We start from the raw sequence: 9,325 nt of genomic DNA, 5'->3' as shown, positions 1-9,325 counted from the left end.
CCCCTCCCTCCCCCGGGCCGCCGCCTCGCTGGAGGAATCATTCCTCCACGACGACCCTTCTACCGGAGGGGGCTGACATGCCAGGGAGGGTGGAGCCCGCGCCCGGTGAGAACCTGACGGGTCATCCGGCTTCAGCCACTTCGTTCCAGTCAGCGGCAGGAGAAAGGACAAGCCCGGTGGCTCCTCGTGCCTCAGGAGCTTCGCGTCCCGCCCACAGCTTCGAGCGGAGAAAGGACAAGCTCGGTGGCTCCTCGTGCCTCGGGAGCTTCGCGTCCCGCCCACAGCTTCGAGCGGAGAAAAGACAACCTCGGTGGCTCCTCGTGCCTCGGGAGCTTCGCGTCCCGCCACCCCACCGGTTCGAGCGGAGCCAGGAATCCTCCCAAGAAGTCTCAACGCATGAGCCGCCACCAGACCCGCGTCTTGCTCGGCGCTCTCGTATGCTTGCCTGATGAGGTCGGCTCTCGCGCGGCCCTCCCCCGTCCGCGCGTGTGACGGAAACGCGGACCTTGTCGAAGCACACCAGGGGTGCGTATCCGTCCAGGCGTGGCGACCGGGCGGGTGTTCAATCATCCGAAGACCGTTCCCGTCTCCGCTGGGACGGCGCCAACGGGCTGGGTTCCTCCTGGAGGCTCATGCCACCCACGGAGCTCTGCAGGTGAACGTGTCGCATCGTCCCCGGTCAGCCGACATGCATTGCATTCAAGGATTCAGAAGCAGGAGGCCTTGCCGCGACCGCTGGTGCAGAGAACGCCCGATTGCACACCGCCTCATCGGCCTCCGTGACGCGGGGCTGGTGATGGATACGGAACCTCGAGGTGCTCGACATCTGACGGCCAGAGCCCCCGCGTCGCCGACGCGTCGGCCATCCCCACCCGAGTCCTCGGCATGTGCAGCCTCACTCGGCGGAAGCGATCGCATCCGGAGCTTCACGCTCCAGGGAGTGTTGCTCCTCGCGCCCATGCCGAAACCATGAGCCTTCCATGAGGATTGCCGCGCGAGCGCTCCGTACCCTTCGGGCCAACACTGACGGAGGGAACACGCATGGCGGGATGGAAGCAGCTCGGAGTGGCCCTGGTCGCACTCCTCACGATGTTGGTCCCCGGCGTGGGACGTCCTTGTATGCCCATGCCGCTGCCGACCTGGAACCTCACCGAGCAGGCGGAGCGCATCGTCGTGGGCCGGGTGGTGCGGCAGTGGCGCGTGGAGTCCACCCCGTGGGACGGCGCGCCTCCGTCGGAGACGGAGAACGACCGCATCATCCGTGAAGCACTCCGGGAACTCTCGTCCCGGGAGCGGGTGGACATCGAGGTACTCGAGGTCTGGAAGGGTGCCCCCGCGAAGACCCTCACCGTCATCGCGGACCCGTACTGGAACCTGCTGGGCGGGGCCCTGGAGCGCTACGGGAAGGACCACCGACTGCTGCTCTTCCTCGAATCCTCGGACGAAGACTGGCGAACGACGGGCTATCTGTCCGACCGTCGGCTCGAGAAGACAGACGTTCCGGCGTGGCGGGAGCGGGTGATGTCGGCGGTCGCGCTCCAGGCCTTCCCTCCCGTGAACGAGGCGGCCCTCGTGGACTGGAACGCGCTCGCGCTCCTGCACCCCGCCACCCGGTGGGACGCGCTGGACGCTCTCTACAGCTCGGTGTTGAAGGGATACCGAAGCGACCCGCGCTTCCGGGCCCCACGTCCGAATCCGCTCTCGCCCGTGGCGCAGCGGCGCTTCGCGGAGAGCTTCCTCGCGGACCCGGGCCCGCCACGGTCGGTGTCGGGGATGCTGCTGGCCCTGGATGGATATGCCCATCCGGAAGTGGACCGCGTCGCGGCCCGGCTCATCGAAGAAGCGCTGCGGTACGAAGGCGAAGGGAAGGACGCCTTCTACATACTGTGGGAAGCGCAGGACGCCATGGACCTGATGGTCTCACGGCTCGGCGCGAGCGGCCCCGGGACGGAGCGGTGCGTGACGGGAGACAAGGCGCGGGAAGCCACTCCGGCGCTCACGCACTGTGTCCACGCGCGCTGGAGACAGCTGCGCGCCCTGCTCCCGAAGCCGTCTCCGTGACGCGACGCGGCTGGTGACTAGCGGACGCGGGCTGGCCCTCCGGGGCCGGTGACGTTCGGCTGGCGCACCCCTCTATCCTCGCGGCCCTCACTCCACACCGCCGACGCGGGAGGTTGCGCATGTCGAAGGTCTATGAGGCTCCGGGACAGAAGGGCAGCCTGGTGCGGTTCAAGAATCGGTATGGCAACTACATCGGCGGTGAGTTCGTCCCGCCCGTGAAGGGCCAGTACTTCGAGAACCCCAGCCCGGTGAACGGCAAGCCGTTCTGCGAGGTGGCGCGCTCCACCCACGAGGACGTGGAGAAGGCGCTGGACGCCGCGCACAAGGCGAAGGACGCCTGGGGCCGCACCTCGGTGGCCGAGCGCGCCGACATCCTCAACAAGATTGCCGACCGCATCCAGCAGAACCTGGAGATGCTCGCGGTGGCCGAGTGCTGGGAGAACGGCAAGCCGGTACGCGAGACGCTGGCCGCGGACCTGCCGCTGGCGGTGGACCACTTCCGCTACTTCGCGGGCGCGGTCCGCGCGCAGGAAGGCGGCATCAGCCAGCTCGATGACCACACGGTGGCGTACCACTTCCACGAGCCGCTGGGGGTGGTGGGGCAAATCATTCCGTGGAACTTCCCGCTGCTGATGGCCACGTGGAAGCTGGCGCCGGCGCTGGCGGCGGGCAACTGCGTGGTGCTCAAGCCCGCCGAGCAGACGCCCTCCTCCATCCTGCTGCTGATGGAGCTGGTGGGAGACCTGCTGCCGCCCGGAGTGGTGAACGTGGTGAACGGCTTCGGCATCGAGGCGGGCAAGCCGCTGGCCAGCAGCAAGCGCGTGGCGAAGGTGGCCTTCACGGGCGAGACGACGACGGGCCGGCTCATCATGCAGTACGCGTCCGAGAACCTCATTCCCGTGACGCTGGAGCTGGGCGGCAAGTCGCCCAACATCTTCTTCGCGGACGTGTTCGACAAGGACGACGACTTCGCGCGCAAGGCGGTGGAGGGCTTCACCATGTTCGCCCTCAACCAGGGCGAGGTGTGCACCTGCCCGTCGCGCGCGCTGGTGTCCGAGCGCATCTACGAGGAGTTCATGCACCACGCGCTGGAGCGCACGCGCCAGTTGGTGCAGGGCAACCCGCTGGACACGGCGACGCAGGTGGGCGCGCAGGCGTCCAACGACCAGCTGGAGAAGATTCTCTCGTACATCGACATCGGCAAGAAGGAGGGCGCGAAGGTGCTCACGGGCGGCGGCCGGAAGATGCTGCCGGGGGCGCTGGCCGAGGGCTACTACGTGGAGCCCACGGTGTTCGAGGGCCACAACCGGATGCGCATCTTCCAGGAGGAGATTTTCGGCCCGGTGGTGTCGGTGACGCGCTTCAAGGACATGGAGGACGCGCTCGCCACGGCCAATGACACGCTGTACGGGCTGGGCGCGGGCGTGTGGACGCGAGACCAGAACACGGCGTACCGGATGGGCCGGAGCATCCAGGCGGGGCGCGTCTGGGTGAACTGCTACCACCTGTACCCGGCGCACGCGGCGTTCGGTGGGTACAAGCAGTCGGGCATCGGCCGGGAGAACCACGGGATGATGCTGTCGCACTACCAGCACACGAAGAACCTGCTGGTGAGCTACGACCCGAAGCCGACGGGCCTGTTCTGACATGGCGCGGGTGGAGCGCGTCTCGGTGACTCCGGCGGCGGCGGACCTCCTGCGCAGGCTGCAGGGGGTGCACGGGCCGCTGCTGTTCCACCAGTCGGGAGGCTGCTGCGACGGCAGCGCGCCCATGTGCTTCCCCCGCGGCGAGTTCCGCGTGGGGCAGCAGGACGTGTACCTGGGCACCATCGTCGACACGCCCTTCTACATCTCCGGGTCGCAGTTCGAGTACTGGCAGCACACGCACCTGACGGTGGACGTGGTGCCGGGACGCGGCAGCGGCTTCTCGGTGGAAGCCCCCGAGGGCGTGCGCTTCCTCATCCGCTCCCGCGTGTTCGAGGACGCGGAGTACCACGCGCTCCAGCAGCAGGGGCCTCCGCCACGAGGCCCCCAGCACGAGCAGCGTGGCTGAGCGTGCGGCTCGTGGCCCGCCAGACGCTTCATGGGTCTGGCGGGTCCGGCACAGCGAGCCCCTCAGTGAATCCCTCGATGGGCGCTTCCGCGCCGTGATGGGCCGGAACCACGGCCCGGACGACGGCCGCCCCTACGGCGCCGTCGACATCCGGTCCGAGGACGCCGACGAGACCCGCGGGCTCCTCGCCGCGTTGCGCGAACTCAGCACCCCGTACGACTCGAGCTTCCCGGGCCGCCGGCACGGCTTCCGGAGCAGGTCCGATTCCTCGGAACCTTTTATTGTCCGTGGTGTCTGGGGCCGCCATCAGGAGGTGGCCTTGGAACGCGTGGGTGCGCGGTGTGCCGTCATGTTCGCGGTGGTGCTCGGTGCCTTCCCGGCAGCGGCCGTGGAGCCCGAGCCCGCGATGGAGAACGCCGCCGTGCTCGGCCGTGTCTGGGGCACGGTGAAGTACGCCCACCCCGCCCTCGCCTTCCGCGAGGTGGACTGGGACGCCGCGCTCGTCGGCTCACTGCCGAAGGCCACCGCCGCTCGCACGCCGGATGCGCTGGCCGACGCCGTGGACGCCATGCTGCGACGGCTGGAGGACCCGCTCACCCGCGTGGAGCGTGCGTCGCCTTCCAAGCCACCCGCGCCTTCCGTTGGAGCCCCAGGCCCCCTGTCGCGCTGGTCCGGTGACGTGCTGGTGGTGGACCTGGACCGCCGCTACGCCACCATGAACGAGCTGTTCCCCGCCATGGCGGCGCTCGCTCCCGAGCTGGCGAAGGCCCGCCGCGTCCTCGTGGACCTGCGCGCCAGCGGCCCCGAGGAGGCCCTCTGGATGGACATGGCGCTCGGCTTCCTGGAGCGCTCGTTGCCCTCGGAGAAGGTCACCGCGCCCGCGGAGCGCTTCCGCGTGTACTCGGGCTTCCCCGTGCAGCTCGGCCCCAGCTCGGGTGGCTACACCGCGTCGGTGGAGACGCGGCTCGCGCGGACCTTCGTGCCCGCGCCCGGCGCGCCGAAGCGCTCCATCGCCTTCCTCGTCAACGAGCGCACGCCGCTGTCGCCGCTGCTGCTGGCCCTGCGTGGCTCGCCTCGCACCTTCCTCGTCTCACAGGGCGCGCTGAATGAGTCCTCCGCCGTGAAGGTGCGGCACGTGCCCTTGCCCGGTGGACATCGCGCGCTGGTGCGCGCCTCGGAGCTGGCCTTTCCTCCCGGCACCCCGGGCCTGCGCGCGGACGTCACCGTGCCCGCGTCCTCGGACGAGCGCGACACCGGCCCCGCCTTCCAGGCCGCGCTGAAGCTGCTGCGCACCGGTACGGCACGGGGCTCCACGCGGGCCTCCCTCCAGAGCACGGCCCTGCCCACGGGCGGTCCCGATGACGCGTACGAGTCCATGCCGTACCCCTCCGAGCCCTACCGGATGCTCGCCGTCATCCGCTTCTGGAACGTGATGCGCTTCTTCCACCCGGACCCGAAGGCGCTGGGCGACTGGGACTCGGTGCTGCCCATGTTCCTCGCCCGGGCCCGCGAGGCACAGGACGCCGCCGCGTACACCCGCGTCCTCTACGCGCTGGCGGCCCGTGTGAATGACGGCCACATCTTCGTCGCCGAGGGCGGTGTGCCGCTGCGCTCCATCGCGGAGGCCACCGCGCCGCTCGTGCTCCAGGCGGTGGAAGGCCGCTTCCTCGTGACGGAGCTGCCCGTGCCCGAGGCCGCGCGCGCCGCCGGCATCCTCGTGGGAGATGAAGTGGTGTCCGTGAATGGAGAGCCCGTGGCCACCGTCGCCGAGCGGCTCGGCGCGCTCCTCGGCGCGTCCCACCCCGCTGCCCGTCACGCGCGCGTGGCCAGCCTGCTGCTCGCGGGGGCGGACGGCTCGCACGTGGTGCTGATGCTCCAGGCCGTGGATGGACGCATGAAGGAGTCGAAGCTGCCGCGCTCGCGGGACTTCCTCCCGTTCCTCCGCCCGGCGCCGGAGGCTCCCACGCCGTGGAGGAAGCTGGACGGCAACGTGGGCTACGCGGACCTGCGCCTGCTGCGCGCGGAAGGCGTGGACGCGATGCTGGACGCGCTGAAGGACACGCGCGCGCTCGTGCTGGATCTGCGCGGCTATCCCCAGGGGAGCGCCTGGGCCCTGGCGCCTCGCCTCAACACGCGGGGCGCCACCACGTCCGCGCTCATCTCGAAGCCCATCCTGTCCGCCGGCGAGTCGCGCGAGGTGCGCCACCCGGAGCCGCTTCCCACCACGGACAAGCCGCTCTACCGGGGCCGCGTGGTGGTGCTCGTCGACGAGCGCACGCTGAGCCAGGGCGAGTACACGGCGATGATGATTCAGGCCGCCTCGGGTGCCCGGCTCGTGGGCACGCCCACCGCGGGCGCCGTGGGCGACACCACCAACGTATGCCTGCCCGGCGCCGTCTGCGTCCTCTTCACCGGCCAGCGCTTCGAGACACCGGACGGTCGCTCGGTCCAGGGCGTGGGCCTGCGCCCGGATGTGGAGGTGCGCCCCACCGCGCGCGGCCTGCGCTCCGGACGGGACGAGGTATTGGAGCGGGCGCTCACGCTGCTACGCGAGGAGCCGCGAGCGGCGGCCCACTGAAACTCACCGTCCCCGAGGCAGCCGCACCGTGAAGACGGAGCCGGCGCCCGGGCGGCTCTCCACCTCGATGCGCCCGCCCATGGCGTCGACAATCTGCCGGCTGATGTAGAGCCCCAACCCGAGTCCGCCATAGTGCCTGTCGGACACGGCGCGCTCGAACCGGCCGAACAGGCGCGGCAGGTCCTCGGCGGCGATGCCGATGCCCTCGTCGCTCACCGACAGCCGCACCGTGTCCTCGCCCTCGCACGTGGCCTCCACGCGCACGGGCCGGCCCGCGCCGTACTTCGCCGCGTTGGTCAGCAGATTCACCAGCACCTGGTCCAGCCGCAGCGAGTCCCACCGTCCCGGCAGCGGCCCTGGCGCGTCCACGCACACCGAGCACCCCGCCTGGGCGAACACCTCCTCCATGCGGTCCACCGCGTCGCGCACCGCCTGCCCCAGGTCCACGTCGGTGGGCTCCAGCGCGAGCTTCCCCAGCGACAGCCGGCTGACGTCCAGCAGGCTGTCCACCAGCGCGGTGAGCCGCTGCACCTGCCGCATGGCCGTGGTCAGCCGCGGCCCCACCTTCCCGCGCGACTCGCCGCCGAGCGCCCGGTCGATGAGGCCATGCTGCAGCTTCAGGCTGGTGAGCGGCGTCTTCAGCTCGTGGCTGGCCACCGAGAGGAACTCGTCGCGCAGCCGCACCGCGGCCTGCGCGTCCCGGTACAGCGACGCGTTCTCCAGCGCCACCGCCACCCGCCGCGCCAGCTCCTCGGCCATGGTGACGTCCGAGGTCCCCAGCCGCCGCTGCGGCGGCGCGGTGCCCAGGGTGATGACGCCCAGCGTGCGCCCGCGCGTGCGCACCGGCACCGCCAGGAGCGAGTGCGGGTCCAGCGCCTCCAGCAGCGCCCGGTGCTCCGGCCCCTGCCACATGCGCTCGCGCAGGTCGGCGCCCACCTCGGGCAGGTAGCGCGTCTCGCCCGTCTGGAAGCACTCGCGCGCGGGGTGCAGCGTCCCCTCTTTCATCTCCGGAGACAGCGTGGAGAGCACGAAGGCATCGCGCGCCGGCTCCCTGTGGGACGCGGCCACGCAGCGCAGGGCGCCATCCGGGCCCACCAATTCCACCAGACAGCAGGTGGCCACGCTGCGCGCCGCCACGCGCGCCACGTGCTCCAGCGTCCACTCCACGTCGTCCAGGTGCTCGGCCAGCGCGCGGCTCGCGTCGAGCAGGAAGAACAGCCGCTCCTCGGCCTCCTTTCCCACCTCCAGCGCGTGGTGGAGCCGCTCGCCGCGCTCGCGCAGCGCCTCGTACAGCGCCGCGCGCTCCAGGGCCTGCGCGCACTGGAACGCCAGCGCCTCCAGGAAGGCGCGCTCCGCCGAGGGGAAGGCACGCGGCCCCTCCCAGGTGAGCACCAGGAACCCGCGGGGGCCCTTCTCCACCCGCAGCGGCAGCACGGCCCGGGCGCCCTCGCCCAGCTGCGCCGCGGCGCCCTGGGGCAGGTCCGAGGCGTACCGCGCTGGCTCCATCTGCGACAGCCAGATGGACTCGCGCCGCTCCAGCGCCTGGCGCAGCAGGATCGCCTCCTGGACCTTCACCCCCCGGAGGTAGTCGAGGATGTGCGGCGCATAGCCGAAGGAGCCGCGCACCTCGACGCCGTCCTCCCGGCCCAGCTCGAGGATGACTCCGCGCGCCGCGCCGGTGAGGCGCAGGCCCTCGTTCAGGACGACCTCCGCCACCTCTTCCGCGGTGACGGCGCGGGACAGCGCCGCGGTGACGGCCTGCAGGCGCTCGGTGCGCACCTGCGCCTCGCGCGCCTCCGTGTAGAGAAGGGCGTTGTCCACGGACAGGCTGGCCCGCCGGGCCAGTTCCAGCGACATCTCCAGGTCCGCCTGGCCGAAGCGCGCCCCCGCCTCGCTGCGCACCAGCCAGACGGCTCCCAGCGCGCGGCCGCGCCCCCGCAGGGGCACGACGATGGCGGCGTGGACGCCCAGCTTCCGGGCCACCTCGAGCTGCTCGCGGGTGCGCACCAGCCCCGGGAGCATCGCGTCCGTCACCTCCGGCAGCAGCACCGGCTCCCCGGTGCCGAGCACCCCGGCCAGCCCGCTCGGCGGCGCGGCATCCGGGGCCCCGAGGGGCGAGAGGTCGTGGATGAGGGCCACCTTCCCGGGCTCGCGGTGCGCCGCGGCCACGCGCTCCACGCGCCCGTCGTTGGTGATGAAGTCCACGGCGCACCAGTCCGCGAGGACGGGCACCGCCAGCTCCGCCAGCCGCTGGAGCACCGTGCGCCACTCCAGCGACGCGGACAGCAGCTCGCCCGCGCTGGCGAGGAACGCGATGCGCTCCTCCGCGTCACCATGGCCACGGGCACAAAGGACATTGACGGGTCCGGCGCCGGCGCCACCCGGCCCTTCCGGCGAGGGCACACCGCCACCACCGATGCGGCTGGGCGACGAGGGTTCAGCGTCGGACGCGGGCCGCGAGGAAGACAGGGGGCGGCTCGACATGGGCCCCCGAGATAATGACGCTCCCGAGACTCCGACAACGGCGCCTGTCTCAAGGTACGAGGCGAATGTCCGGTGGCGAACCCGCCCCCGGCGGCGTCCCGTCCGGGGCGGACGGTACCGCCCTCACGCGGAGTGCGCCCACCCCGGCCC

At 71.5% G+C, this 9,325-nt stretch carries 5 protein-coding genes; 4 read left to right on the top strand and 1 reads right to left on the bottom strand.

Annotation, left to right across the window (positions count from 1 at the left end; genetic code table 11):
* The first annotated feature begins 1,119 nt into the window (after window positions 1-1,119).
* From HG543_RS47695 to HG543_RS47680, 4 genes are all read left to right on the top strand, one after another.
* On the top strand, window positions 1,120-2,061 hold the full coding sequence (locus HG543_RS47695) for a hypothetical protein (protein WP_169351628.1): 942 nt from the start codon (window positions 1,120-1,122) through the stop codon (window positions 2,059-2,061).
* 119 nt (window positions 2,062-2,180) lie between these two features.
* Window positions 2,181-3,707 carry an acetaldehyde dehydrogenase ExaC gene (exaC, locus tag HG543_RS47690; RefSeq protein WP_169351627.1) on the top strand — a complete coding sequence of 509 codons (1,527 nt, stop codon included), beginning with the start codon at window positions 2,181-2,183 and terminating at the stop codon, window positions 3,705-3,707.
* A gap of 1 nt (window position 3,708) precedes the next feature.
* Window positions 3,709-4,113, top strand: a complete 405-nt coding sequence (locus tag HG543_RS47685) for a DUF779 domain-containing protein (RefSeq protein ID WP_169351626.1) — start codon at window positions 3,709-3,711, stop codon at window positions 4,111-4,113.
* 328 nt (window positions 4,114-4,441) lie between these two features.
* Window positions 4,442-6,691, top strand: a complete 2,250-nt coding sequence (locus HG543_RS47680) for a S41 family peptidase (RefSeq protein ID WP_343073622.1) — start codon at window positions 4,442-4,444, stop codon at window positions 6,689-6,691.
* A 3-nt stretch (window positions 6,692-6,694) separates the two neighbouring features.
* On the opposite strand, the gene HG543_RS47675 is transcribed toward HG543_RS47680, so the two are convergent.
* Entirely contained in the window at window positions 6,695-9,175 is a 2,481-nt protein-coding gene (locus tag HG543_RS47675; protein ID WP_169351624.1) for a sensor histidine kinase, read from the bottom strand.
* Between the last annotated feature and the right edge of the window lie 150 nt (window positions 9,176-9,325).

The sequence above is a fragment of the Pyxidicoccus fallax genome (assembly GCF_012933655.1).
GTDB lineage: Bacteria > Myxococcota > Myxococcia > Myxococcales > Myxococcaceae > Myxococcus > Myxococcus fallax.
This window is presented reverse-complemented; position numbering and strand designations above follow the sequence as displayed.

Bases quoted from the DNA above. Each gene is read 5' to 3' on its own strand.
- HG543_RS47695 (WP_169351628.1), top strand. From the start codon at position 1,120: ATGCCCATGCCGCTGCCGACCTGGAACCTCACCGAGCAGGCGGAGCGC.
- exaC (WP_169351627.1), top strand. From the start codon at position 2,181: ATGTCGAAGGTCTATGAGGCTCCGGGACAGAAGGGCAGCCTGGTGCGG.
- HG543_RS47685 (WP_169351626.1), top strand. From the start codon at position 3,709: ATGGCGCGGGTGGAGCGCGTCTCGGTGACTCCGGCGGCGGCGGACCTC.
- HG543_RS47675 (WP_169351624.1), bottom strand. From the start codon at position 9,175: ATGTCGAGCCGCCCCCTGTCTTCCTCGCGGCCCGCGTCCGACGCTGAA.